Annotated in this window: 21 protein-coding genes and 2 pseudogenes; 10 read left to right on the forward strand and 13 right to left on the reverse strand. The window is 55.9% G+C overall.

Annotated elements, in window-relative coordinates; genetic code table 11:
* Positions 1-51 precede the first annotated feature (51 nt).
* The 5 genes from SLW75_RS18450 to gcvA form a co-directional block, all read right to left on the reverse strand.
* On the reverse strand, positions 52-999 hold the full coding sequence (locus SLW75_RS18450) for an ABC transporter substrate-binding protein (RefSeq protein ID WP_410935110.1): 948 nt from the start codon (positions 997-999) through the stop codon (positions 52-54).
* On the reverse strand, positions 996-2120 hold the full coding sequence (locus tag SLW75_RS18455) for an NAD(P)/FAD-dependent oxidoreductase (RefSeq protein ID WP_410935111.1): 1125 nt from the start codon (positions 2118-2120) through the stop codon (positions 996-998). Before SLW75_RS18455 ends, SLW75_RS18450 begins: the two co-directional genes overlap by 4 nt.
* A gap of 20 nt (positions 2121-2140) precedes the next feature.
* Positions 2141-3649, reverse strand: coding sequence for a methionine--tRNA ligase (locus tag SLW75_RS18460; RefSeq protein WP_410935112.1), 1509 nt, complete (start codon positions 3647-3649; stop codon positions 2141-2143).
* Positions 3649-4092 carry a cupin domain-containing protein gene (locus tag SLW75_RS18465; RefSeq protein WP_410935113.1) on the reverse strand — a complete coding sequence of 148 codons (444 nt, stop codon included), beginning with the start codon at positions 4090-4092 and terminating at the stop codon, positions 3649-3651. The genes SLW75_RS18460 and SLW75_RS18465 overlap by 1 nt, the downstream gene beginning before the upstream one ends.
* A gap of 286 nt (positions 4093-4378) precedes the next feature.
* Positions 4379-5287, reverse strand: a complete 909-nt coding sequence (gene gcvA, locus SLW75_RS18470) for a transcriptional regulator GcvA (RefSeq protein ID WP_065988075.1) — start codon at positions 5285-5287, stop codon at positions 4379-4381.
* Between the two features lie 156 nt (positions 5288-5443).
* On the opposite strand from gcvA, the gene SLW75_RS18475 reads away from it, so the two are divergent.
* A complete protein-coding gene (locus SLW75_RS18475) occupies positions 5444-6367 on the forward strand; it encodes a DMT family transporter (RefSeq protein WP_369318354.1) in 924 nt (307 codons plus the stop codon).
* 178 nt (positions 6368-6545) lie between these two features.
* Positions 6546-7478: a LysR substrate-binding domain-containing protein gene (locus SLW75_RS18480; protein ID WP_274605106.1), complete on the forward strand. Its 933-nt coding sequence runs from the start codon at positions 6546-6548 to the stop codon at positions 7476-7478.
* Positions 7479-7509: 31 nt separating this feature from the next.
* On the opposite strand, the gene SLW75_RS18485 is transcribed toward SLW75_RS18480, so the two are convergent.
* The 4 genes and pseudogenes from SLW75_RS18485 to SLW75_RS18500 form a co-directional block, all read right to left on the reverse strand.
* The gene (locus tag SLW75_RS18485; protein WP_410935114.1) at positions 7510-7776 is read right to left on the reverse strand and encodes a hypothetical protein; all 267 of its coding nucleotides are present in this window, start codon (positions 7774-7776) and stop codon (positions 7510-7512) included.
* A 70-nt stretch (positions 7777-7846) separates the two neighbouring features.
* Positions 7847-8356 (reverse strand): methyl-accepting chemotaxis protein, encoded by a 510-nt coding sequence (locus tag SLW75_RS18490; protein ID WP_410928363.1) that lies wholly within the window; start codon positions 8354-8356, stop codon positions 7847-7849.
* A 48-nt stretch (positions 8357-8404) separates the two neighbouring features.
* Positions 8405-9178, reverse strand: a pseudogene (locus SLW75_RS18495) (PAS domain-containing protein); the annotation flags it as partial.
* 674 nt (positions 9179-9852) lie between these two features.
* A complete protein-coding gene (locus SLW75_RS18500) occupies positions 9853-10701 on the reverse strand; it encodes a hypothetical protein (protein WP_410935115.1) in 849 nt (282 codons plus the stop codon).
* A gap of 465 nt (positions 10702-11166) precedes the next feature.
* On the opposite strand from SLW75_RS18500, the gene SLW75_RS18505 reads away from it, so the two are divergent.
* The 4 genes from SLW75_RS18505 to SLW75_RS18520 all read left to right on the forward strand — a co-directional run bounded on the left by SLW75_RS18505 (position 11167) and on the right by SLW75_RS18520 (position 14244).
* Positions 11167-11331: a hypothetical protein gene (locus tag SLW75_RS18505; protein ID WP_240873981.1), complete on the forward strand. Its 165-nt coding sequence runs from the start codon at positions 11167-11169 to the stop codon at positions 11329-11331.
* A 39-nt stretch (positions 11332-11370) separates the two neighbouring features.
* The gene (locus SLW75_RS18510) at positions 11371-11685 is read left to right on the forward strand and encodes a helix-turn-helix transcriptional regulator (protein ID WP_240873982.1); all 315 of its coding nucleotides are present in this window, start codon (positions 11371-11373) and stop codon (positions 11683-11685) included.
* The gene (locus SLW75_RS18515) at positions 11657-12712 is read left to right on the forward strand and encodes a reverse transcriptase family protein (protein ID WP_410935116.1); all 1056 of its coding nucleotides are present in this window, start codon (positions 11657-11659) and stop codon (positions 12710-12712) included. The genes SLW75_RS18510 and SLW75_RS18515 overlap by 29 nt, the downstream gene beginning before the upstream one ends.
* Positions 12713-13044: 332 nt before the next feature.
* Complete coding sequence (locus tag SLW75_RS18520) at positions 13045-14244, forward strand: hypothetical protein (protein ID WP_410935117.1); 1200 nt, start codon at positions 13045-13047, stop codon at positions 14242-14244.
* Between the two features lie 282 nt (positions 14245-14526).
* Here SLW75_RS18520 and SLW75_RS18525 read toward each other — a convergent pair whose 3' ends face one another.
* The 4 genes and pseudogenes from SLW75_RS18525 to SLW75_RS18540 form a co-directional block, all read right to left on the reverse strand.
* Entirely contained in the window at positions 14527-16953 is a 2427-nt protein-coding gene (locus tag SLW75_RS18525; protein ID WP_410935118.1) for a S8 family peptidase, read from the reverse strand.
* A gap of 25 nt (positions 16954-16978) precedes the next feature.
* On the reverse strand, positions 16979-17962 hold the full coding sequence (locus SLW75_RS18530) for an AAA family ATPase (RefSeq protein ID WP_057436289.1): 984 nt from the start codon (positions 17960-17962) through the stop codon (positions 16979-16981).
* 562 nt (positions 17963-18524) lie between these two features.
* Positions 18525-19301, reverse strand: a pseudogene (locus SLW75_RS18535) (hypothetical protein); the annotation flags it as partial.
* A gap of 58 nt (positions 19302-19359) precedes the next feature.
* The gene (locus SLW75_RS18540) at positions 19360-20295 is read right to left on the reverse strand and encodes a helix-turn-helix domain-containing protein (protein WP_410935119.1); all 936 of its coding nucleotides are present in this window, start codon (positions 20293-20295) and stop codon (positions 19360-19362) included.
* A 355-nt stretch (positions 20296-20650) separates the two neighbouring features.
* Here SLW75_RS18540 and SLW75_RS18545 point away from each other — a divergent pair, with 355 nt between their 5' ends.
* The 4 genes from SLW75_RS18545 (at position 20651) to SLW75_RS18560 (ending at position 24537) form a co-directional block, all read left to right on the forward strand.
* Positions 20651-20818: a hypothetical protein gene (locus tag SLW75_RS18545; protein WP_410935120.1), complete on the forward strand. Its 168-nt coding sequence runs from the start codon at positions 20651-20653 to the stop codon at positions 20816-20818.
* Between the two features lie 36 nt (positions 20819-20854).
* A complete protein-coding gene (locus tag SLW75_RS18550) occupies positions 20855-21913 on the forward strand; it encodes a phenylacetaldoxime dehydratase family protein (RefSeq protein ID WP_410935121.1) in 1059 nt (352 codons plus the stop codon).
* Between the two features lie 87 nt (positions 21914-22000).
* Complete coding sequence (locus SLW75_RS18555) at positions 22001-22870, forward strand: transporter (RefSeq protein WP_410935122.1); 870 nt, start codon at positions 22001-22003, stop codon at positions 22868-22870.
* A 152-nt stretch (positions 22871-23022) separates the two neighbouring features.
* Positions 23023-24537 (forward strand): amidase, encoded by a 1515-nt coding sequence (locus SLW75_RS18560; RefSeq protein ID WP_410935123.1) that lies wholly within the window; start codon positions 23023-23025, stop codon positions 24535-24537.

Raw genomic sequence — 24537 nt, forward strand, 5'->3', positions numbered from 1 at the left:
CATTCTTCCTGAAAGTTGCAAAAGATGTGGCGAGCTTTTGGGCAGGCCGCTTCAACACAGCAGCCGCCGCTCATGGACGTGCTCGTCGGTGTAGACCCACAGCGACACCCGGGCGTAATCGTTCTCCCCGTCGCTGAAACTGACCGGGCCGGCAGGTGTGGCAAAGTGATCAAGGCGCAGTGCGTCCAGCAGTCCGCGCTCATCAGCGGCGGCTCGGTCCACCAGGGCAAACGCTGCAAGCGTCTCGACGGCGTATACCGGCGCCTGTTCGAAATAGATCTGTTGATAAGTCGCATCGAATGACTGCGCCTCGGCCAAGTCGCCCGCGATCGGAAAGCTGATGACGTACACCGTGCCGGTTTGCGCCATTCCATCCACCAGCGCAGGAGACGCGGCATCGTCGGTGAAGAAGATCGGCAATCCACAGCCAACAGCACGGTTACCCACAAGGAACTGCCGGCTTGCTTTCAATCGCCCGCAGAAAACCAGGGCGTCGGCGTTATTCACATCGCCCACCAGATCGACTGTGGATAACGTCGCCGCTGCGTGAAGTTCGTGCATCTGCTGGCGCCCGTGCAGGCTCGGATCAGTGAACACAGCGAGGCGGCGCAGCCCTTCAGATTCGGCGAATTCGATCAGGCGCGTTGCCAAGAGTCGATCAGAGGCGCAAAGGCGAAACGTGGTTTTCCCAACGCCGGTCAACGCTGCACAGGTGGATGCTGGCAAGATCAGCGGAATGCCGGCCTGTGCATAACTTTCTGCCGCAGCGGCGGCAGAGTCCGAGGCGAAGTGACCAATCACAGCATCCACCTTCGCGTCGATGAAATGCCTTGCCGCCGCACGGCCGCCCTCCGCGCTCGCGCCGTCATCAAAGTAAAAATGTCGCGCGCGTCGCACATGGGGGAACAGGTGGCTGGACAGGTACACGCTGCGCAAGAAACCGCGCGCGTGCAGCGTGGTGCCAACGTCGAGTGCCGCGCAGATACCCAGGCGCATCATGACAACGCCACCTCGGCGAACCGCGAAGGGCGGAACGCTTCCATGACCGATCGGTAAGCCTCGTCCATCGACACACCGGACATCAAACCACCCAGCTCGAGCGCCAGCATCTCGGCAACATTCGGTGCCATTTTGAAGCCGATGCCGCAAAACCCGGTGGCGAGAAACAGGTGGCTCTTAGCGCTGGAACGGCCAATCACGGGGCGGCCGTCTTCGGTGTACGCGTCCCAGCCCACCTGCGTGACCACCGGCAGACTGTGGTGCCTGTCGTAGCCGAGACGAGACACTCGGTCCATGACGTCTTGCTCGTTATCCAGCGGCGCCATGTTCAGCTGATCCGCATGTTCTGCGCGCTGGCGCCGCTGGCCGCCCACTTGCACGAGATTGCGTCCCAGCGGGAGCAGGTAGGTATTCAGGTGGTGAGTAATGATCGGCATGCTCGGGGCCTGGTCGCAGCCGAAGCGCGTGAACGGAATCGTCCGCGCGTGCACGGCGTTGTGCGGCCGGGGCATCGGGCCACTGGCACCGCAGGCATCGACGACCCATGTCGCTTCCAGGCACAGCTTGCCGGCATGAACCTGAACATAGCCGTCCAGTTCGACGCAGCGGTCGACGGCCAGGTGATCGAGGTACGTCGCTTTTTCACTGACGTAGCGGCATAGATTCGACACCGCGACGCGAGCATCGACCGTGCCGCCATTGCGTTCGATAAGCAGGCATTCGCCGACACAAAACGGCGAGAAACGCCCGTTATCCAGCGCGTCGACAGACGCGTGCAGCTCAATGCTTTCGCAGCCATCGCTGTCCACCGCTTCCAGGTATTGCCCACACACTTCGGCGCTGGCGATGTAAGCGACGCCACTGCGATTCAGTGCGCTCTCATAGAGGCCGTGGACGATGCCTGGATTGCCGTAAAGTGATCCGCGGCGAGTCAAGGGACGCAACGTGGCGTCCAGCTCCAGACCGCGAACGATGCCGCCCGTGTCCCGCGTTGCGCCCTGGGCGCCAGCGATGCCTTTCTCCATCAGCGCCACATCGAGGCCGCTTTCAACCAGTGCCGCTGCGATCGAAGCGCCCATGATGCCGGCTCCGATCACGATCACATCAAATGAAGTTTTCATCGTCGTCGCCCGCCTCTCGGTCAGATTTCGTACTCGACCGCACTGACATACACCAGCTGCTGCAGGACTTCGTTTTCAGTAAAACGGCAATAGCGCAGGATCTGTTTCGCCAAGTCCGGGAACACGGGTGCGCCGATGGCACCGATCAGGGCCATGTACGGCAGAATCCGCTTGCCGAGGGTCTGCCGATCACGGGCGGCGTTGATGATGTCCGACAGCAGCACCGCGAGGCCCTTCATGCTGAAGTGATCCACCGACGTCACTTCGAACCAGCGCGCAACCAGAATCTTGAGGGCCGCCGCGTCCGCCGCACTGACTTTCAGGCTGTCGCCGTCCACCCGTTCGCGCTCGGCCTGGGCGGCCAGCTTGACCAGCACCTCGTTGAAGGTTTGCTCACGCCAGGCGGAGAACTTCTCGACATCGAAATCATCCGTGTCCTGCTCCGGCGCGATCAGCGCCAGATAGAAGCGTGCGCTGTCGGTGCAGGCGTCTGCCACCAGGTCCCGCGCCCAGATCGCATAGTTGCGGCTGGTGGAAAGGTTCTTGCCGTTCAAGGTCAGAAACTGGTTGGTGTAGAAGGTCTGGCGCAGGCGATAGCCGTGCATGGTCTGCAGCAGCGAAGGGTAAACCATCATGTGGCTAAAGGCGCAGTCGTAACCCAGAAAGTGCACCAGCCGGCCTTTGCCGGAGCGGCAGTATTCGTCGTACTCCCACGGCGCAAGCTTGTGTTCATTGAGGTATTCGCGGAAGGCCGCCATGTAACCGGACAGGCCCATGACCCAGGTGTGTATGCGCCGGCTGCCATCGGGCTTGAGATCCAGTCCGCCGTCGTAGGGACGGGTTATGCCCCAGTCCGCCGGGCCGATGTCGAATTCTTCCTCCAGAAAGCGGCGAATGAAAGGCCGCAGCGGCGCATGTTCGAATGTGCTTTTGAGGTGGTTACGGAAGTTCGACAGCGCCAGAAACTCACGCTCTATCGGCCGCCAGATCATAGGCGCCGCGCATAATTTGCAGCGGAAGTTGCTCATCTTCGAGGCATTGGGGGTATGGGCGCATTCTTCGCACTGGCTGGCATCCGAGTCCGAGCCACAGTGATCACAATTGCCCCGCCCGAAGGCTTCGTAGCCCCACTTATCACAGTGCTCGCAATACGGTTCCGGGCTGACTTTTTTGTAAATGGCCCCCGCCTTCACCGCGTACTCGTACATCTCCTCCACGGCGTTCTTGAAGTAACTGTTGCCGAACGGGCGCATCCAGAAATCCACCTCGATGCCCATCTTCTCGAGCGTGTCGTTGATCTTGTCAGTGTTCTCCAGCGCCAGTGTTTGAGGCGCTTGGTCCAGCTCGATTCCTCGCCGCAGCATGTAGGACTGATAGTCATCAGAGTATGAGACGAGAGTGCAGTCGTGGCCGCGTTGGCGTTGGGCTCGCGTATAGATGTCCGCTGCCAGAAAAGGCCCCGCCATATGACCAATGTGTAAATCACCATTGGGGGTCGGCGGCGTGATCGTAACCAGCAACTTGCCCATCACGACGCCCTCTGATCGGACACGTCATGAACCGTCGCTTTGTGCAGGGCAAACTCATTGGCGGCCACGGCCTGCCGGGCATCTTCATCGAGAAAGCGGTTGGCGGAATCGCGATCCCACCATACGACGTAGAAGTGGAAGTCTTCGTCAGTGTCGTTGAATACATAGTGATCGGTGTGTTTGGGAATGGCAGCAATGTCGCCCATGGTGAACGGGTACGTTCGATCCCCGACGATCAGCTGTGCGGTCCCTTTGATGCCGATAAAGAATTCCTGGTCTATCTGCGTGTGGGACAAGGATTTGGTGTGGGGCCGCACGACACACCAGCCGCCGCCGATGGGCGTCGGATAGCCATTCCACGGCAGCAGCCTTGCGCCATCCAGGTCATATTCATGAACCAGTTTGTCCCACGCCATGGGACGAAAAATATCGAAATCAGTCATGGGTTTTCCTTCAGCCGGAGCATCCTGCTCGCTGTTTTATCGGCGCCAGGCTGAGCTGACGGGCGCGTATTAGCTAAGGAATAAACTGAAGAAAAGTGAGTGGCGGGGCAAACTAGAAATCCGCAATCAGCGGTTAAGTCTGACTTAACGGGTCTAGGCTTAATTGTTTTTATAATCAACACGTTGATCAGTTTTACCCGTACGGGTGTATCACCCACGGACACTGAAGCAGGACTTAACTGCCCTGATAACTAATCAACACTGTGTCGGGGAACGTGAACGCAAACTATCGCGTGGTGAATTCACGCTGACTGACGGTGGCCTGGGACACTAGCCAGTCACGAAACTGCTTGCTGGACTTGGGGAGAATGGCCGTCTCGTCGTAAACCAGGTAATAGGCAATCGGCGTGTCGATCGTCGCGCGAAACGGCACGACCAATCGGCCGGACGCCAGCTCTTCTCGAATCAGCGAACGGCGCACCAGCGCAATGCCCATCCCCGCCAGGGCAGCCTCGATGACCCCGTTGGAATCCACGAAAACCGAGCCCTTGTGAACGGCGGCCTCGCCGTCTTCGATACCCACCGCACGGAGCCATAACGCCCAGTCTTCGCGGTGTTCGTCGTGCAACAGGGTGTAGCTTTTCAGGTCGATGGGGGACGACAGGTACCGGGAGTCCGGCAGCAAGGAAGGGCTGCAGACAGGCTGCAGTCGGTCGTTGATCAGCATCTCCACTTCCAGACCGGGATAACGGCCGAGGCCATGGCGCACGGCGAAGTCAACGCCGTCGCCGAGCAAATCAACCAGCCGATTGGTGGTGCTGATCAGCACCTCGATGCCGGGGCAGATGGCTTGAAAATCAGGCAGCCGGGGCAGCAGCCACTGCATGGCAAAGCCGCTGGTGCAGCTAACGGTGATCGTATTGGGGCCGTTGTCGCTCATCAGACGCTGGGTGGCGTCGGATATCTGCCCGAGCGCGGGACGAATGGCCCGCAGGTAGATCTTGCCCTCGGCAGTCAGCTCCAGGCGTTTGGTGTTGCGGATGAACAGCGTGACGCCAACGGCTTTTTCGAGCTTGGCGATCTGTTGGCTAATGGCCGCAGGGGTCACAAACAGCTCACCGGCCGCGCCTTTCATGCTGGCGTGGCGCCCCGTCGCTTCAAAACACAACAGCGCGTGCAGGGGCGGGAATTTCATGCCTGACCTCGGTTAAGAAAATCTAATGTGCTTAAGAAAAGCTCGCTTGAGCACCACTTCAGACACTGCTCAAATCATCACACCCGAACTCGACGAGCGTCAATCAACAACGTTTCGGTCGGCGTATCAGTGATAGGGATCAAGAAAGGAAACACGATGAAAGTGTCCGACTGTGTTCGACTGATCGTTCTGGCCGCCATCTGGGGCGCCAGTTTTCTCTTCATGCGCGTTGCCGCCCCGGTACTGGGTGCGTTGCCGACCGCCTTCTTTCGGGTGTTGCTTGGCGCCATCGGGTTAATGGTTATTCTGACCATCTTCAGAACCCGCCATGAGTTCAACGGCAAGTTTAAATCCACCTTGATCCTCGGCATTATCAATTCCGGCATTCCCTTTTTGATGTACAGCATGGCGGCCCTGTTATTACCCGCGGGTTATTCCGCCATCCTGAACGCGACCACGCCATTGATGGGCGTGTTAATTGGCGCTGTGTTTTTCAATGATTCGCTGACACCCAAAAAAGCCGTCGGCGTGTTTCTCGGTTTGCTGGGGATAACGTTACTGACCACGACAGGTCCGGTGACTTTCACCACGTCGGTGGTCATGGGCGCACTCGCTTGCCTGGTCGCGACCAGTTGCTATGGCGCCGCAGGATTCATGACCCGTCGGTGGATCGGCGACCGGGGAGGACTGGACGCCAAGCTCGTAGCCTTCGGCAGCCAGATCGGCGCGACGCTGTTCCTGCTGCCCTTCTTCGCCGTCTCCGCGACGGTCAACCCGCCGGCCACGTGGGGCGACTCGACCGTTTGGCTGTCCCTGGCAGCCGTTGGTTTCGTGTGCACGGCGTGCGCTTACATTCTGTACTTCCGTCTGATCGCTGATATCGGCCCGGTGCGTTCGCTGACCGTCACCTTCCTCATTCCGCCGTTCGGCGTCCTGTGGGGAGTGATGTTCCTCGGTGAAAAGGTTTCTGCGGGACACCTTTACGGCGGCGGCCTTATCTGCCTGGCGGTCTGGTTCGTGCTGAGCCAAAGCAAGCCGAAGCCGGTACCGGTCGCTCGGGACAGCGCCGCAACCACCTGAAAACACATTATCCACAATTGACTTCCACGCCGGGTATGCACCCGCCCGGGCCCGGCTGCGCCTGACAATATCCAATGCCGGGTGATAAACACCCTTTTGGGATTCATCCGATGGCAACTTCAAGACGCTTTTCCGTCACCTGGCGCACGGGCAGCATTCTCACGACGAGGTATGCAGGATGAGCAGAGCGATCCCGTTGATAGCCCTCCGCACGTTCGTTGAGGTATGCAAGGCCGGAAGCATGAAACGTGCAGCGGATCAGCTGTGCGTGTCACCGGCGGCCATCAGTCAGCAGATCAAAGGGCTGGAAGACCAGATTGGCAGGCGCCTGTTCGAGCGAGACGCCAAGGGCATCCAGCTCACCCCTTGCGGACGCAGTCTGTTTGACGAACTCGCCGGCACTTTCGACGTGATCGAAAAAGCCTGGTCGCGCGCTGCACTCAAGGCGCCACGTCAGACGCGTCTGGTCATCAGCACAACGTCCACCATCGCAAGTTCGTGGCTGATCCCGGCACTGAGCGGCTTCAAGGAGCGCTGCCCCAACGTCGAAATCTCGATTCAGATCTGTAATGGTCTTTCCGAGCTCAAGCACGGCCACGTGGACATCTGCATTCAGCGTGAAACGGCAGCCAGTTGCGAAAACCACGCCACGCATTTGTGGTCGTCCTACCTGATACCCGTGTGCAGCCCACGCCTGCTCAGCACCCAGCGCAACATCGAGAGCCCGCAGGATTGCCTGACCTTCCCGCTGCTGCAGGACACCGAGCGCAACTACTGGAAAGTCTGGATGAACGCGTTCGGCATGAGCAATCGCAAGATGATTCAGGGCTCCAGTTATGGCGATGAGTCCCTGTTGATAAGTGCGGCCTGTGCGGGTCAAGGCATTGCACTGGTCAACAGCGTCTTTGCCTCCGAAGCCCTGCAAAGTAAACGCCTGGTGCAAGTCACCAACGCGACGGCGGAGCTCAAGTTCGACTATTTCGTGTACTGCGCGAAAGAACGGCGCGAAGAGTGGGCGATTGCGGAATTCATGAAGTGGGCCGTGCAGCAGGCGGGCAAGACCGCGAAGGGGCATGCGCGGGAGATTGAAAGCGCGGGCCAGGTGGCTTGATTCGGTTCGAGCAACCCTTTGAAAACATCTTTCAAATAAGCATGCGGCTCATGCCCACTGAGTCGCGCGATGGGACATTGGCCGAGGGGTTGCCCATGCGACGCTGACTTCCGCTGCGAAAGCACCTTGAACGTTCGTTACGGACATCATAGAACAGCTGCGTGGCCTGCTCGCCAGTCAGAGTCCCTTCTGTTCGTCCCTGCTCGATCCGAGTGAGCAGCGCGTCACACTCATCTTCCAGTCTGGGCCGGTCGACCTTATGCAGATCGTTTATGGATTGCTTGAGATCATCGAGCACAAGGATCACCTGGATCGCGCATTAACTGGGGGTCATTGAGACGTGCAGACATGACCCATTGCAACAGTCATTACTGTCCGGCTTGACCCGAGAACTGCTCAACGGCAACCACGACACTGTTGGCACCTTGCTGAATGTCCTTGATCACCTCGTCCGCCTCACTGGCCAAATCCAGCGCCGCCCCGGCCTGCTGCTTGCTTTTGCCAATCAAGGTCACCGCACTGGACGCCAGAACCTGGTTGTTTTTCACGACCTCGAAGATTTCCGCCGTCGCTTTAGTGGTTCGAAGGGCCAGGTTCCTCACCTCGTCGGCGACCACAGCGAATCCCCTGCCCTGCTCCCCGGCACGTGCCGCTTCGATCGCCGCGTTCAAGGCCAACAGGTTGGTCTGGTCCGCGATGCTGCCGATGGTTTTGACAATGGTGCCGATTTCCTGGCTCTGGGCATCCAGTGCTTCGATGCCATGGGCCGCATCCTCCATCAAGGCAGAAAGCGTATTGAGGGTCGTGACGGTGTTCTGAATGACTTCGCGACCTTGCTGTGCGCTGGTATTGGTTCGAACCGAGGTGCCGTGGGCCATGCCGGCCGCCTCGGAGACAGCGCGCTCGCGGATGACCTGGTCGGTAATAACGGTGGCTAACTTGGCAATTTTGTACAGCTTGCCATTGGCATCCACGATTGGGTTGTAGGAAGCCTCCAGCCATACCTCGTTGCCGAATTTATCCACTCGGCAGAACCTGCCGGCGACATAGGATGCCTGTCTAAGGGTCTGCCAAAACCGATCGTATTCCTCTGACTGAGCGTCGGATGGCACGCAAAAGATTCGGTGGTGCTTGCCCAGGATTTGGGGAAGCGTATAGCCCATAGCGCTCAGAAAATTCTGATTGGCTGTCAGCACGACTCCGTCCAGGGAGAACTCGATAACGGCAGTGGAGCGCATCAACGCTCCCACCAGCGCTTCGTTCTCCCTTGAGGCTTCAATGGTTCTTGTGAGCACGCTGGAATACATAACGATCCGTTCGACACGCCCACTCTCACCCGCGAAAGGTATAACCATTGCTCGTAGCCAGACGTGTCGACCGTCGTGGCTGCACAGGCGCAAGGTACCGCTGTAATGCTTGCCTTCGGCGATTGCATCCAATGCGCGCCGCTGATGGACGTCGCCCTGCAGTTCAGAGGGACTGAACTCACGCAGGGTACGCCCGGACAATTCAGCCTGGGTGAATCCCAACTCTTTCTCGAACTGAGCATTCACCTCCAGGATGACGCCTCCTGCATCCAGAGTGACGGACACGGTTTCGAGATCCAGAGTTGCCTTTACCTGCTCCAGGGCTCCCAGCTGTTTTTCCAATTGCTGGATTCTATTTTTCAACCGGGTATTGAACATGAGGGGCGCTCGCATTGACTTGAGAAGCTATCGACGCGGCGAGGGAAACCTTGAGGAGCATGGCCATCATACTGATGGCTGGTACAGATCAAGCATTTAATCCAGCGTGTAGGCCCTCCTTTGCCTACACGGTAACAACCTGCGACTGCTCTGAAGCTCAATATGATCCTACGGAATAAAGTCTGTCGGATCGAGCCCAGCAATTCTAGGGCCTAGTCAGTGGGCTCATCAGAAATAAAGTCTGTCGCAGCGCCATTTTTTTAGGCTTTGGAGCCAGACCTACTAAATAAAGTCTGTCGGAAGCATGCAAGCTATTAAAAATGGTTTTTCAATAAGCACCAGCAAATGTGCCGAGCGCAAGCGCAATAGCGGTACGACGGCCGAGAATGCCTCACGCCGTTGGGTGCCTGGCGGAGATTCTAACCAATAAGCCATTCGACTACTCTTTTTGGCCGATGTGAGCCTGTCATGACGGGCGGCGGTCGACCAGAAGCAGACGTTTAGAGCAGGAAAATAAATCTATCCCTTTCATGTTCAGGCTGCTCGCTCTAATGGCGACGCGGATGTTTTGCCGTGCAAAATACTGTTTAAAAACCCTGTCGAAGAAACTGGACGCGAACCTGATATTAATGGTGAGTAAGTAACGCACGGCCTGCGCGCCGCCAGTCCAGCGGCGTCGGGATTTGGATTCACGTCCTAAGTGCCCGAATTCTTGCAGTCAAATCCACCTCAAGCTGCGCTATTCCTTGGTCGTTTCCGAGATACCTGATGTGGCGTAGGTGTGCAATATCGAATGGGATGTCAGCAGCGTTTTGGGTAATGATGATCACCTCCTTGCCATAGGAATGAGCGATTCCCATTTCATAGAAAACGTTGGCATTCTTGCCGGTGCAGTCGCAAATCACTATCGCGGCTTCGTCAATCAAAGCAACAACATCCTGAATAATTGCTGGATGATCCCATCTGTTGTCGGCCCGCCCACTGTCCATCCCATTCGCTGTGGCAGCTCGTTGAATAGCGGCCCAGACAGGCTCAAATCCCGCGAAAGGCATCATTGCAGAGAGTAAATCGGGTCGAACGCGCGGAGGCGTAGCCAGATGAAAAACCGTAGGCTGCCGAACGGGGCGTCGCCACTCCGTCAACAAGACTTTGAACAGATCAGCGTCCTTGATGGCCCAATGACTGTGTTCAAATGGGCCAAAACCCCTGCGCGGGATCTGGATGCCTAAGGCGGGAGCAAGCGCCATTAATTCATCCAGCGGAATCGGGGAAATATCCGGGTCGTAGCGATACTCAACCACTACATCGCCGCCATGCAATCGCGTGCTGATAATCTCTCCGACACGAGCAACTTGATCAGGCTCAAACCTGGAGTTTTCCGGGGAAAAAACGGCAGGCAATTGCCTCATCAGATCAAAATTGGGGAGATCCCCTATTTTCCACTGTGCCCCCAAAGCAGCATCAATGTAGACACGTCCTAGAGAAAGCTCGTCGCGCCGACCGCTCCAGCCGTTTGCCATCACCAGCAAATTGAACATAGATAGCCTCCCTGCCTAAAGATCCCCCATTTAAATGCTTAGCCTTCTCACGTTGCAATCGAATTCGGTCGCAGCCTTCTGATCGGGCGTGAAAGCCTTTCCCAAGCAACAGCCGACTAGGGCGTAGCCCCGCTCACTTGCGCCAGGCTACTATCGCTGACAGAATATTTTCGCTAGCAGCGAATTTATTTTTTGACATTTCTCTCTATCAGGCATAGCCTGCGTCTGCGGTAAGGAGATTTACTCGCAGATGTGGGGGCTTCGGCCCTGTGGAGGTTCGCCTCTAACCCTTCCCCACGCGCGCCGAGGCCTCAGCACCACTGGCCACCGGGCCGCGAAGGGATACTGCTTCCGCGCGAGACGGAAGCAGGTGCTCAGAAGGGGGGAAAAGTGTTGCTTGCTCCAGCTTTCAATCCAGTTGCACGCGAGACCTCTCAATTCCGGGAGGGCAACGAGGATACAAAAATGAAAACTGATAAACCCGCCAAGCGACGCCCGACAGTGAAGAAACGACGTAAGGTGAAGTGGCTAAAGGTGATTTTCGGAGCTGTACGTTGGATCGGGTTCGCGTTATCCCTGGTCGACAAGCACTGGCCCAAGCTCTCGGAAAGCCTACGTGACCTGCTCTAACTGTCTTACCCCTGCTGTTGTCACCCGTAAAGGAGCCCTATGATGTTGAACCAGGCGCTGCGCTTGATTCGCACTTACCATGACTTGTCTCAGACCGAGCTTTGCAAAGAGCTTGGAGTCTCAAACTCATATTTATCAGAGATAGAGTCAGGAAAAAAGCAGCCTACGATGGAGCTGCTCACTAAATACAGCGATCACTTCGAGATACCGTTATCCTCCATACTTTTTTTCTCTGAAAATATAGACGCCCCCAAACCAACATCCAAACTGCGAACCAGCATTGCAAAAAAGGTAATAAACCTGTTGGAATGGGTGGAAAATAAAAATGAAGCAAAAGCGAAAAAAGTCAGTTAAGCGGGAGCGTAAATCTTACGACATTTGCCAAAGCGCATTATACAACACATCGACCAAATCGAAGTTGGCATCGCTATTTTCAATTGGACTCCACGAGTTAAGAGAGTGCATTGGCGACTACCGCCAGTTCCAGCTAATACCAGAGCCAGACCCCTTCAAGGCTGGCAAGCTACCCAAAGCTCGGCAGGTGCAGAAGCCATCGGCTCGCCTTTTGGTCATTCATGAGCGAATTTTAAAACTTCTAAGGTGTGTGCGTGTGCCTGAGTACATGCAGTTCGCGCTGAAGGGTACATCGTATAAAATAAACGCCGAATCGCATCTGAGTAAAAACACCGTCGCCACGCTAGACATTCGGAACTTTTTCGGCTCCACGTCAAAGTCAAAAGTATTCAACTTTTTCAAAGAAGATCTCAAAACACCTGGTGATGTCGCCAACTTGTACGCGGACCTGATTACATTTGAAAATTGCCTACCTACTGGCAGCCCGCTCAGCCCATTGATTTCATTCTACGCAAACAAGAATCTTTACGAAGATATAAACAACCTAGCAAAAGCCCACAACCTAAAGTTCACCTGTTACGTAGATGACTTAACTTTCTCAGGTGACAAAATCAGTAGTGGCTTTATGTGGCAGATTGAGGAGGCTATTGCTAAATATGGACACGTTGTTGCTCGGGATAAAACTAAGATATATAAAAATGGAAGACCTGCTCATATTACTGGCGTAATTGTCCACGATGGAGTTATTCGAGTACCGAACGCCCGACACAGGAAAATGAGGCTAATTAAAGCCGCCATTGCTCGCGGTAAAGGCACTCACGGCTTTTCAAAAAAGGAACTTGAGTACAAATTGGGCGGATTGCTTGGAGAAGCGGCCTATCTGGACCCTAGCCACCTGCCCGCAGCCATTGAGTTCAACAAGTCAGTTCAACGATACAGCTTATTGGCTACTGAGCATAAATCCAACCGTCCAGAGACGGGGAGCGAACAGCCGCTCGATAGCCCTGTTAATCTTCCTTGGGACTAGCATCACACGTGGCCAACCGACCCGTCACCACTGGCCTAGGGCCGGCCTAACTACACCGGCCTGGCCGAAGGGTACCAGCGACTGGCTGGTGTAGGGCTTGGGTTCGGGCTTCGGCTCCATGCAAGAGGGGATAATGATGCTCGCGCCGGTGAGACTAGTACTATTACGTGCACTGGCTCGGAAAAATTCTTCTTGAGTGAATAAGGACCGGCTAAATGAGCCAGTTAGGAATGAGTCATATCTTGTCTTAGCAGAAATAGGGAGCCAACATGAATCTTTGTGAGTGTTTTAGGTGTATCACCTGCGGGACTGAAATCGACTGTCGGATAGGAATGTCAAATCGTGACGTCCAACCTTTCCAGTTCGCCTGCCCCAAATGTGAGGAAAGGATTTCATTTGTATTCGGGCAAGCTGACGCCGAACTGCAGGGGGCTGAGAAGGTCGAGGGTTTTGAGGCTCCATTCAAGGGTGAAAAGCCTTTCGTAGACCTCCACCTAGATTTTCCTGTCTATGTTGGGAAGTACGAGATGGGGATGACTACTTTTCTTCGTGTGACTCAAGAGTTAGGTATGGGAGCGTACTCACATCTTAATCAGCGACTGCATATGCTGAATTACCTCCATCCAGTTCAACGAGATCTGTTCAGCCTCATTACGCAGTACAAAAGAGGTGATCTTGATAGTTTCGAAAAAGTTTGCGCAAGGATTCCAGGAGTAACTTTAACATCCAGAAAGAAACAAGATGTTTTGGCGGCACTATATTCTGCGACTTCAATAATGTCCTCGCCTTTCACAATACATGAACATAACGCTGAAATCAGTGACGTGGCTCCTAAAATTTATTACTGGCTACTTGACAATCACCGCGACAAAACCATTGAGTTCATCGACAGTATTTTGAGCAATAGCTTCCTTAAGAATTTACACAACGACTGCCTGTCTTTGTATCCAAAATTAGTTTCGATGGACCTCGCGTTTCGGCCCGCCCTCTTCTATGACTACGCAGATACAGAAGAGCTGGGTGATATTCCAGCCAGGATGTCGACTGCAGATTTCGAAACTTGCAATAATTTTTACAAAGACCTTGCTGAAGTATTCTCACGTCAAATAACACTCATTGCTGGTATCAACAATCTACTGAAACGTGGTGACTGCAACCAGTTCGAACCATCTTTAAAGCAAACCAAAAAGGGTACTAGGCCCGGGCTGGAAAGCCTTGATGCCTTTGCCAACGTCGACTTAGGCAACAAAATCGATTTTATAGACAAATCATTTTATGCAATACACCTTGGTGCCATCGATAACAAACTTAGGAATGCGATCGCTCACTACAAGTATGACTACAAGGAATCAAGTCAACGCGTCACGTATTATCCGAGTAAGGAAGGCATGAGCCGCGAGAAGTTTTATGAAATCCAATTCATGAGTTTCATTAGAAAGTCACTGCTTCTATTTAGAGAGGTTCATAGTGTGAACCATATTATCAAGGCGACGCTTTTTCTATGTGTCTTGGTATTGAAAAAGGACATATAAAAGGCTGGAGGTTATCTCGCATTACTGGCGAGAGTATAGTTCACTGTCGTAAGGGGTAGGTCGTGGGTATCCTCTGAACGTCATCTATAGGGGAGGCGAAATCCATTTGTAGCGCCTCGCCTATCTCTCAAGGAAAGCTGGCGGAGTGGCCAATCGCCTTACCCATCATAGATGACATCCAGCGAGCCGGGGAACTCGCCGTATGAATGCGTCGAAGATCGCATTACGCAGAAGGCTTAAGGATACCTACTGGAGAGGAATCACAGCGAATGTCGATCACTCTCAATTCTGCAATCGAACAGCAGTCATCTTGGCCTTTTGCTGCTCCCTGACCACAGCCTTCTGATCGATTCGAGTCTGGATTTGCGTGTAGAGCTGAGCCCGCTCGTTGTCGCGGTCGGCTACCGTAACTACCAGCGAATACTGTTCCTTTTCTGCAGCCGTGGGATTCCAGTCACGATCCTGCCTGACTACGACCACAAACCACTTCTCGGCGGGTTTCCCTTGTTTGAACGTCCAGCGAGAAGACTGAACCGTGCCATGGTTTCTCATTTGGGCGGTAATGTCGCGATTTTTGTCCCTAGTCTCTTTAAGTACCTCCGTATTTTTTTTCATCTCCTGGCTAAAGTGTTTCTGTACCTCCTCCAGCGAGGTGCCCGTGACCAAGCGGTAATAAATTTGGGTAGCCAGATATTCAATCCGGGTAGTCCGGACTACTGGCGAGTAAGCCAGTGTTATTGAAAGCTCTCGGGTCCCTCGAGCGGAGCGCAAATAATCCTCCGGCAACGGCAGTTCGAAGAACTGGCATCCGTCGTTCTCGATGGTTTCCTCTGACATCAACACCACGACGTTATCGGAAGACCTGAAAAGATCAGACTCACTCACCACACCATAGCCGGCCACATCCCTTTCTACGTCACGGCTCCAGGTGGCCTTCGCCTTCTTGTAGCTCTTTCGAAACTCCTTCGAAAACGTCGAGGTGACCGTATTCGGCAGATAAGCGTGATTGACCAGCATTGCGCGAAGCATGTTCGCAGACGCCGCTGGGTAAGCGTTCAGCAGGCGCCCGGCTAGGTGAGTGATGTACGGTGCCGCCAAGCTCGTCCCGCTGATTTCCTTGAAGACGGTATTCCCTCTCCACTGATGATTAAGCGTTAACACACCCAATCCGCGCATGTGTGGCGCCCATTGCGCGTTTGCTTGCCTCATAGGGCTGGCGAGATTGCCACCAGCCGCAACGAGCTCAGGCTTGATCGCCCCTTTTACCGACGGGCCGTGCCGAGTGAAGGGAGATGGTTGGTTTTCCGATGCAGGTGAAAGGTGGTAAACCTCCGGATACTTCTGGCTATCAATCGTAGAGTTGTGTCGGGAGATGCTCCCCACCGTCAACACCATCATTGCAGGTGCAGGGTCGATGATGGCGCTCTGGGCAGCGATTAGGTACTCCGGGTACTCGTCGCGCCAACTGTTGATTGGGACTGGCGGGCTTTCTGAGCCACAGAAATTGCCCGTGGAGACTACGAACAAGATGTTGTACCGCCGGGAAAGTACATCCAGGATATAGGCTAGCCCTCTGACATGCGCACCATCGTAGGGAGCATTATTGTTGCCCAGCGAGAGGTTGAAGATCCGGCAGCCGAGTTCGACGAAATGCTCTACAGCCTTCGTCAGCGATACCTCGAGTGTGAGTTCGTCGTAGACCGCATTACCTGTATGCGGACATTTCTTCATCACTTTTCCATTGAAGAGCCAGAACTCCGGCTTCCAGAAATTCGAATTGTTACAACCCTCGACGTCGCCATACAGGGCAACCCCGGCCACAGCGGTGCCGTGCCCCGCTTCATCTGCATCCCCCTCCTCATCGACAAACGAGGCGCTCTCAGCCATTGCAGGCTTCAGGAGGGGATGATTCCCGTTAATGCCGCTGTCTAGAATGCAAACGCGGGCTGCGTCATTAGGGGGTGGCGGGATGTTGAGAGGCAACTCATTGATGTCTCGGTTCAGCTGTTGAATGCTAATGCCAGTGGCTGGGATGAGATCCACCAGACGAACATCGCGCTGGTTGAGCAGCAACTGTGCTTGCTCGGGGGTGACCTCGACCCGGTACATGAGCAGGCTGTCCAGATTGATTCTGTCGAGCCTCTTGATGTGCTCTGCGGCTAGCCAGGTCTCAAAAGAGGTCGAGAGCTGAACACGGCTTGGGTGATGCGCAACCTGAACAGGCCAAAGTTCGACATCGAGCTTGAAAGTGGGGCTGTCTGGCAACCCTATATTCTTAAGAGCCCAACTCTTCCGATCTTCTGCGGACCAGGCATCTACACCCGCAATGGCCTCGAGAATCTGGCGATGCGTCAAATTAGCGTCCATGACACCCAGCTTTTGCAGATGGGCAGTAAATTTGGCCAAACCCTCTTCGCTCGCGAACACTACGCAAAGTTGCTTGCCTTCTTGGCTGATAAACTCCAACCCATGCGTATTCAGGTTGGCGAAGGTCAATGCGCCCTCATACTCCAGCTTCAGAACGTAAGGAGATTTTTCTGAAGAGCCGATTTGCTTCTTAGCCAGGCCTTGCGCTGTGGCGAAGTAACCGTTGAGCTTTTGGCCGTGACCAAGCCGATCTTCACGGGTGACGAAGTGAGGGGGGCTTTTGGTTCGACGCGAGTTATCCAGAACTTCACGTGTAATGCTCAGGTGCTTGTAGGTTGCCACGGATTCTTCCTTGAAAATTTATGTTTTAGGACTTTCTGAGGTCCTCCCGCAAAAGAGCGCTTTTAAGCTCCTTGATGGTCAGAAACTCTTGCTCTCGCAGGATCATCCGCTTGGCGGCGCGGCGAATAACGCGCTCAATGTCTGCGCCGCTCTTACCTTTAAACTCCTTCAATATCTCTTTGTCGTCAATCTCGAATTGACGACGTATTCCTCGTAGCTTCAGCGACAAAATTTCCTTCAGCTGCTTTTCATCCGGCAGTGGGAACTCAATCGACTCATCGAATCGTCGCCAAATGGCGGAATCTAAAATTTTCTCATGGTTGGTAGCCGCCAGGATCAAACTGCGACCTTCGTATGAGTCCATCATTTGAAGGACGGCGTTCACAACTCGTCTAAGCTCGCCATGATCGCTACCATCACCACGTTCTTTACCGATGGCATCGAACTCATCAAAGAGAACAACAAACGGATGCTGGGCAATAAAATCGAAGACCTTGCGAAGGTTGGCTGCTGTTTCGCCCAAGAACGAGGACATTAATGCATCCAAGCGGACGATAGCTAAAGGTCGATCAAGCTCGAAGGCCACGACCTCTGCAGCCAGCGTCTTTCCGCAGCCGGGTGGGCCGAAGAAAATCACCTTTCCAGCGGGTTTCATCCCGTAGCTGCGCAGCACATCAGCCCGCCGGTTCTCCTCAAGGATCTCCTCCAATGCAGCTGAACTGCTAGGGGGAAGTATCACTTCATCAAGGGACCGTTTTGGAGTTCTTATATCAAGCAGCGGTAGACCGCGCTCCTTGTCTACGGGAACGTCGTAGTGAACTCGGGCCGTATTGGAAGCCTTGAGATTCAAATCGCTGCCGTAGAGGATCTGCTCGAGATCGTTGGCCAGAAGATGATGCTGCTTCTGCCGCTCCTCCTCGATGACCGCTTTAGAGGCAAGACGAAACGCATCGGCATCGCCAGCGGTACCTGCCCGGAACAGCTGACGTAGAATTTTTCCATTTGCCATAGTCACCACCTTCTAAGTTATTGATTTATAGACTTATATAGACTTTGACAACCCTGTCGCGACTACATAATTTCCAATAACTTGCCTCGCATTTTGATTTTCATGATCAGGCACTCCATTCCCAATTCAACATCTGTACACACACGTACTATCACTTTGGAGCCGGGCAGCTGGCATGGCGGCGTAGCCTAGTTCATGTTGGAGGGGTCTTAAATGGCCCCTCACGAAATTCCGCCGAGCTGCAAGCTGTCACCCCATCTCTCGACCGATTGCAAGAGCCATCCAAGATGGCAGTACCGACCGAACTGAGCTCAACGCCTGCCAGTCGAGGGGAGTCAGCTGTTTACGCAGCGTTTCCATCACCTCACCTATACGCCGCTCTCCCAACCAAGCCAAGGCTCGAATTACAGCGCCGGCGGTCGTCGAACTGTAGTGGTCTAATGAAACCGGACACCCATTTAGGCGAGAATGCTCGCCAGAATGAGGTGTCAGATGACCAAAGAACGCCGCTCCTTTACTCCTGAATTCAAGCGCGAGGCTGCCGACCTCTTGCTCAAACCGCGTTCGGTTTATTTTGCCTGACGTATTCACCGACAAAAACAGGTTTTGCACGCCCGCATTACCCGTTGCGCACACGCTGTAGGTCTTCATACCGTCACGCTCAAGCTGCTGGGGGAAGCGTACTGTTCAGCAACATTCGTGGTGTAGATGTACGTCAGGCAGACGGTACCCGCTGCAGCCAAGTGTTCCAGCGTGCCGACATACATTTCGGTATTGGCCTGAGCATGGTTACCGGATTTAAGCCACATCAGATCGCCACGCCAGCCCCTCTTTAACACCAATGCGCAACACTGCTGTCTTATCAAATGCTTTACGGGCAGCCACTTAGAAAGCGCCTCCTCGGTTGTATTGGCCGTTGGCGAAGCCGCGGCCCGCACTGAAGGCGTCGCCCTGAACAAGGAAGCCGTCGCCAACTGCAATATTTTGTCGACCGAATAAAGCGTCGATACCGTGCTGGCCAATGACATCAAACAGATTACCCGACCGTCATCCCAGATAAGCATCCTCAATCTTGGTCGTGCGTTCAGAGCCATCAGTGTAGCCTGCAGCGCCTCCTTCCTCCAAAGTTGCCGAACCGACTTGCGAGAGGGCACCATAGGCAGTCCCTGCATCTCCTATTCCCTGTTCGGCACTCACGCCATACTTGATGTTACCATCCCGCCACGAGGACGATCTCTGTTCTAACCGGCTAAAGCCCGGGTAACTTTCACGACTTTGGAAACGCCAAACACCGCATCCGGTTAGCATTGAGATGGGTGTGTCTTGGGAAAAGCTCGTACTGCGTGTGCAACTAACCTATCGTCCTGTTATTCCCGAGTATTCCTCAGGTGTGAATATCAATTTCGATGTAACAGGGTATTGGGCGCAACCCCAAATGCCTTTCGAAACGCATGACTGAAGTGGGAGAAATCGGAAAAGCCGAAGTCCAGCGCCGCCTGGGAAACGCTGCGCACTTGACCACGCTCAATCGCTTCGCGACTGGCATTCAGGCGTTCTTTCCAGATCTCTGCGACCGGCGTTTTCTGATAGCGAGCGAAGGCGCGGGTGACGGTTCTGGTCGACACGTGGTGGGCCTGGGCAATGACTTCAATCGAAAGATCCGACTCGGTCAGGTGCCGCTGGATGTACTGCATTATACGGCCATAGAGATCCAGTTCCTCGTGAGTCGTCTTGAGGTCCTGGAGTTCAAGGCTGATAACGAGCAGATCGAGCATGGCACTTGAGTAACGGGTGGAGATATTCGCATCCTGCAACGAAGCCGGCGTATTTGAGGCCTGTCGCAGCATTTCACGCAATGGCATAACGCCGGGGCGCCGGTCATCAAGGACCATGGCCGTGTAGTCGGCGATTCGTGGCAGGCGCTCGGTGAGCAGTGCTCGCGGGATTCGGACCAGGTGATTTTCGGTACCACCAAAGCTGAATCGGAATGCCTGATTTGCGTCATAAAGAAATAAATTGCCAGGCGACAGGGTTGTTTTGCGCCCGCCCTGCTCAAGTTGGCCATAGCCGTTTCGAGAGAAACCCAGCCATATATCTTCAGCCGGACCGCTGCGCAAATGCCCGGCGGAGCGCTCCCAATAATGCAGGGGTGAGGACAAGGAACAGATATCCAGATCTCCCATGGGATTTACTGCGAGCGCACCGTCAAAACCGCTCTGGGACATGGGCTGGCTATCGGCCGCCAGGCAATGGCGGCATACCACTTCTTTCCAATAATCGAAGCGACGAGGTGCCGAAACGGCAAGGGTCGAATACTGAATGGTTGAGTTCATGGCACGTCCCTCGGTACCGGTGCAGTAAGCGCTCGAAAAATTTTCATTGGCTTTTGAACGCAATCAAGCAATTAACAGGCCAGGCGAAATCACCTAGCCCCGCAGAGCGTCAAGGGCGTCACTCCTCTGCAAGTCACCGCCACGCGGCATAGTTGGTGAAAAGCAAACCCTCCCCATTTGGACGCAAAGGTCTTCAGGCTTTGGCCGTGCACGCACCAAAACCGTTCGTGGCGAGCCGTCAATGCAGTGTTGTCCTTGCCAGCCAAACAGTTGTCCTGATGAACAAAGCGGCCTATCGCCAGCCAGCCTAATTTCTGCCTCACAGCCGCTCATACCCCCGCTGATGAGGCACACCATGCACCCACACTCTGCGCAACGATTGTCTGACTCATCCTGGCTTCTGCACCAACGCGACCTCGTGCCGGAAGAGTCGACCTGCTGGTGGATCGAATGGGGCGTCATGCAGCTGCTGCATCGCCGGCAGGTCACCGAGCGCGGACAACCGCGGGACCGCCAAGCCTGAACCGTATGCCTGAACGATAATAACCAGGAGCTCAACATGGAATCTGCAATCGACAAACATCTCAAATGTCCGCGCACCTTGTCTCGCCGCGTGCCCGAGGAGTACCAGCCACCGTTTCCGATGTGGGTGGCACGCGCTGACGAGCAGTTGCAACAAGTGGTGATGGCTTACCTGGGTGTGCAATATCGAGGCGAGGCGCAACGCGAGGCTGCATTGCAGGCCATGCGGCATATCGTGAGCAGCTTCAGCCTGCCCGATGGCCCGCAGACCCACGATTTGACCCACCACACCGACAACAGCGGCTTCGATAATCTGATTGTCGTGGGTTACTGGAAAGACCCGGCCGCCCACTGCCGCTGGCTGCGTTCAGCCGAGGTGAATGGCTGGTGGGCGGCGCCGGAGCGTCTCGGTGAGGGCCTGGGTTACTTCCGTGAGATCACCGCACCACGTGCCGAGCAGTTCGAAACCCTGTATGCCTTCCAGGAAAACCTGCCGGGTGTCGGCGCGGTCATGGACTCCACCAGCGGGGAAATCGAAGAGCATGGTTATTGGGGCTCGATGCGCGATCGTTTTCCGATCTCTCAAACGGACTGGATGAAGCCGTCCGATGAACTGCGCGTCGTCGCAGGCGACCCTGCCAAAGGCGGGCGCGTCGTGGTGCTGGGCCATGACAACATTGCGCTGATTCGTTCGGGCCAGGACTGGGCGGATGCCGAAGCGGACGAACGTTCACTGTACCTCGATGAAATCCTGCCGACGCTGCAGGACGGCATGGACTTCCTGCGCGACAACGGCCAACCCCTTGGCTGCTACAGCAATCGGTTCGTGCGCAATATCGGTATGGACGGCAATTTCCTCGACGTCAGCTACAACATCGGCCACTGGCGCTCACTCGAAAAACTCGAACGCTGGGCCGAATCCCACCCCACCCACCTGCGCATTTTCGTGACGTTTTTCCGCGTGGCCGCCGGTTTGAAAAAGTTGCGCCTGTACCACGAAGTGTCGGTGTCGGACGCCAAAAGCCAGGTGTTCGAGTACATCAACTGCCACCCGCATACCGGCATGCTGCGCGACGCGCAAGCGGCGTCAGCCTAAGCCCCCGCGGCGTTACAGCCCACCCGGACTTCAGCTCGCTTGCCGTTTTTTTCAGGCGGCACGGCCCCCCTTTGCAAGGAATACGCGATGAACAACAAGATCCGTCTGCTGACACTCACCACCGTATTGCCCGCGCTGCAGGCGCACGCCGTCGAGGTGGCCCCCGGCGATTACGAGCAATACCCCGTCGGCGCGACCATCGGTGCGATTTACTACCAGCACTCCACCACGAACTCGGCCTATACCAACGGCCATAAGGCCAGCTCGGACTTCAACCTGAACTCGGACGTCGGCATCCTGCGTCTGCTGCATGTTTACGCGTTGAGCGACACGCTCACCATCGACCCGCAATTCCTGTTGCCCTTCGGCCACGTGTCCACCGGCGGCGATGCGTCGGCACTGGGCAGCACGCGCGGCATCGGCGACCTGATCCTGACGGCGCCGCTCAAGTGGCGGCTGAACGACGCCCGCGACACCCTCAGCATCGCGCCCTATGTGTATGTACCCACTGGCACTTACGACAAGGACGACGCGCTGAACATCGGTGAGAACCGCTGGAAGTTCGAATTGCAGAGCGCCTACGTCAAGCACTTCACTGAACACTGGGCGATGGACCTGGTAGGCGGCGCGACCTGGTATGGCGATAACACCGATTTCGGTGCCAATGGCGACCGCCTCAAGCAGGACGTGTCCTACGCGGCGCAGGTGATGGGGCGCTACATGCCTGACGCCACGACCGCGTTCGGCATCGGCTTTGGGCGTACCTGGGCCGGCGAGACCAATATCGAACACGTCAACCAGGACAACGAAATGGGCACGACCAACTTTCGCGTGACGGCCACCAAATTCTTTACCGCCCAGGACCAGATCCAACTGCAGTTGGGCAAGGACCTTTCGGTGGAGAACGGCCCCAGGGAAAACTTTCGGATGAACCTGCGTTACGCGCGCGTGTTTTGAGACAGACAGAGAGCTGTCCGTTTCAACCAAGCCGCTGTCTTTTTCAGCCAAGCCCGAGTGGGTCGGCCGGGATTATCCTGGCTTCCAGGCCCACTGATTTTTTTGCCGAGCACGCCGTGCTCACAGGCCTTTAGGATAAGGAAAGCCTCACTATGGCAATCGTTCGCCCCACCCTGGAGCAGCTACTGGATATCGCCGGTAACCTGCACATGCAGCTCGACCACGCACAGGCCAGCGAATACCTGGCCTTGATGCAACCGAGCTTCGACGCCTACGATCTGATCGATTCGCTGCCTGACTGCATCCCGCCGATACGCTACGAGCGCACGCCGGGCTATCGCCCCTCGGCGGCGCACAACCCGCTCAATGCCTGGTATGTACGCACCGAAGTCAACGGTGCCCGCACCGGCAAGCTGGCGGGCAAAACGGTCGTCCTCAAGGACAATATCTCGCTGGCCGGCGTGCCCATGATGAATGGTGCCAAGCCGCTGGAGGGCTTCGTGCCGTCGTTCGACGCCACGGTCGTCACCCGTTTACTGGATGCGGGGGCAACCATCATTGGCAAAGCGACGTGCGAGCATTATTGCGTGTCCGGTGGCAGTCATACCTCCGACCCCGCGCCGGTGCATAACCCCTACCGCCAAGGCTTTTCGTCGGGCGGCTCCTCGTCCGGCAGCGCGGCGCTGGTTGCCACGGGCGAAGCCGATCTGGCGGTCGGCGGCGATCAGGGCGGGTCCATCCGGATTCCGTCGGCATTCTGCGGCACCTACGGGATGAAGCCGACCCATGGCCTGGTGCCTTACACCGGCATCATGGCCATCGAAGCGACGATCGACCATGCCGGCCCCATCACCGCCACGGTGCGCGACAACGCGTTGATGCTGGAGGTCATGGCCGGCGCGGATGGGCTCGATCCACGCCAGGCCGCGCCACGGGTCGACAGCTACAGCGACTATCTGCAGCGCGGGGTGCAAGGGCTGCGGATCGGCATTCTGCAGGAAGGCTTCGCACTGGCGAACCAGGACGCGCGCGTCGCCGCTTCGGTACGCAACGCCATCGCCCAACTTGCGCGGCTGGGCGCAGAGGTCGAAGAGGTGTCGGTGCCCGAACACGCCATCGCCGGTTCGCTGTGGCTGCCCATCGGCTGTGAAGGCCTGACCATGCAGATGATGCACGGCAATGGGGCCGGCTTTAACTGGCAAGGTCTGTATGACGTCGCGTTGCTCGACAAGCAGGTGCAATGGCGCGAGCAGGCCGATACGTTGTCGGCGTCCCTGAAGATGTGCATGTTCATCGGCCAATACGGCCTGGATCGCTACAACGGGCGTTTCTATGCCAAGTCGCAAAACCTGCGGCGCATGGCGCGGGCCGGTTATGACGCGGCACTGGCGCGCTATGACCTGCTGGTATTGCCGACCGTGCCTATCGTTGCCCAGCCCCATCCGCACGCCGATTGCTCGATTACCGAATACGTGGCCCGCGCGCTGGAAATGATCGGCAATGCCTCAGCCCAGGACATCACCGGCCATCCGGCCATGTCGATTCCCTGCGGCCTGGTGGACGGCCTGCCGGTCGGGATGATGCTGGTGGGCAAGCATTACGCCGAAGGCACGATCTACCAGGCAGCCGCCGCCTTCGAGGCGTCCGTCGACTGGAAAACCCTGTAA

Origin of the sequence: Pseudomonas sp. W5-01 (genome assembly GCF_046540435.1) — a bacterium.
In the GTDB taxonomy this organism is placed as follows: domain Bacteria; phylum Pseudomonadota; class Gammaproteobacteria; order Pseudomonadales; family Pseudomonadaceae; genus Aquipseudomonas; species Aquipseudomonas graminis_B.

What these genes read in the sequence shown, in the direction of transcription:
- SLW75_RS18530 (WP_057436289.1), bottom strand. Translation starts at nt 17,962, where the DNA reads ATGGCAAATGGAAAAATTCTACGTCAGCTGTTCCGGGCAGGTACCGCT.
- gcvA (WP_065988075.1), bottom strand. Translation starts at nt 5,287, where the DNA reads ATGAAATTCCCGCCCCTGCACGCGCTGTTGTGTTTTGAAGCGACGGGG.
- SLW75_RS18515 (WP_410935116.1), top strand. Translation starts at nt 11,657, where the DNA reads ATGAAGCAAAAGCGAAAAAAGTCAGTTAAGCGGGAGCGTAAATCTTAC.
- SLW75_RS18460 (WP_410935112.1), bottom strand. Translation starts at nt 3,649, where the DNA reads ATGGGCAAGTTGCTGGTTACGATCACGCCGCCGACCCCCAATGGTGAT.
- SLW75_RS18490 (WP_410928363.1), bottom strand. Translation starts at nt 8,356, where the DNA reads ATGGCCCACGGCACCTCGGTTCGAACCAATACCAGCGCACAGCAAGGT.
- SLW75_RS18480 (WP_274605106.1), top strand. Translation starts at nt 6,546, where the DNA reads ATGAGCAGAGCGATCCCGTTGATAGCCCTCCGCACGTTCGTTGAGGTA.
- SLW75_RS18560 (WP_410935123.1), top strand. Translation starts at nt 23,023, where the DNA reads ATGGCAATCGTTCGCCCCACCCTGGAGCAGCTACTGGATATCGCCGGT.
- SLW75_RS18510 (WP_240873982.1), top strand. Translation starts at nt 11,371, where the DNA reads ATGATGTTGAACCAGGCGCTGCGCTTGATTCGCACTTACCATGACTTG.
- SLW75_RS18465 (WP_410935113.1), bottom strand. Translation starts at nt 4,092, where the DNA reads ATGACTGATTTCGATATTTTTCGTCCCATGGCGTGGGACAAACTGGTT.
- SLW75_RS18545 (WP_410935120.1), top strand. Translation starts at nt 20,651, where the DNA reads ATGCACCCACACTCTGCGCAACGATTGTCTGACTCATCCTGGCTTCTG.
- SLW75_RS18450 (WP_410935110.1), bottom strand. Translation starts at nt 999, where the DNA reads ATGATGCGCCTGGGTATCTGCGCGGCACTCGACGTTGGCACCACGCTG.
- SLW75_RS18550 (WP_410935121.1), top strand. Translation starts at nt 20,855, where the DNA reads ATGGAATCTGCAATCGACAAACATCTCAAATGTCCGCGCACCTTGTCT.
- SLW75_RS18500 (WP_410935115.1), bottom strand. Translation starts at nt 10,701, where the DNA reads ATGTTCAATTTGCTGGTGATGGCAAACGGCTGGAGCGGTCGGCGCGAC.
- SLW75_RS18455 (WP_410935111.1), bottom strand. Translation starts at nt 2,120, where the DNA reads ATGAAAACTTCATTTGATGTGATCGTGATCGGAGCCGGCATCATGGGC.
- SLW75_RS18520 (WP_410935117.1), top strand. Translation starts at nt 13,045, where the DNA reads ATGTCAAATCGTGACGTCCAACCTTTCCAGTTCGCCTGCCCCAAATGT.
- SLW75_RS18475 (WP_369318354.1), top strand. Translation starts at nt 5,444, where the DNA reads ATGAAAGTGTCCGACTGTGTTCGACTGATCGTTCTGGCCGCCATCTGG.
- SLW75_RS18540 (WP_410935119.1), bottom strand. Translation starts at nt 20,295, where the DNA reads ATGAACTCAACCATTCAGTATTCGACCCTTGCCGTTTCGGCACCTCGT.
- SLW75_RS18505 (WP_240873981.1), top strand. Translation starts at nt 11,167, where the DNA reads ATGAAAACTGATAAACCCGCCAAGCGACGCCCGACAGTGAAGAAACGA.
- SLW75_RS18555 (WP_410935122.1), top strand. Translation starts at nt 22,001, where the DNA reads ATGAACAACAAGATCCGTCTGCTGACACTCACCACCGTATTGCCCGCG.